Below are 286 nucleotides of genomic sequence, written 5' to 3'. Positions count from 1 at the left end.
TTTTAATGTTACCCGCTCCCCCCTTTCTCCTCTCCTTTCCCCCCTCTTCCTTCTCCTCTCCCCCCTCCCTTCTCTCCTCTCCCCCCTCCTTTTTCTCCTTTCCTCCCCTTTTCTCTTCCCCTCTCTCCTCCCTCCTTCCCCCTTCCCTCTTTTCTTTCCTTTCCCCCCTTTTTTCTTTCCCTCTTTTTTTTCCCCTTTCCCCCCCTCCCCCTCTTCCTCCCCTCTCCTCTTTCTTCCCTCCTCCCTTCTTCCCCTTTTTCCCTTTTTCTCCCCTCCCCCTTTTTTC

The 286-nt window shown here is 54.2% G+C and carries 1 protein-coding gene; it reads right to left on the bottom strand.

The features are described from left to right. On the bottom strand, nt 1–286 hold a 286-nt coding region (locus AC3II9_RS21680; protein ID WP_489158749.1), incomplete at both ends, for a hypothetical protein.

It is taken from the genome of Lysinibacillus sp. RU7 (assembly GCF_057837305.1).
The sequence above is the reverse complement of the archived record's forward strand: the minus strand, read 5'-3'. Positions and strand labels throughout refer to the sequence as shown.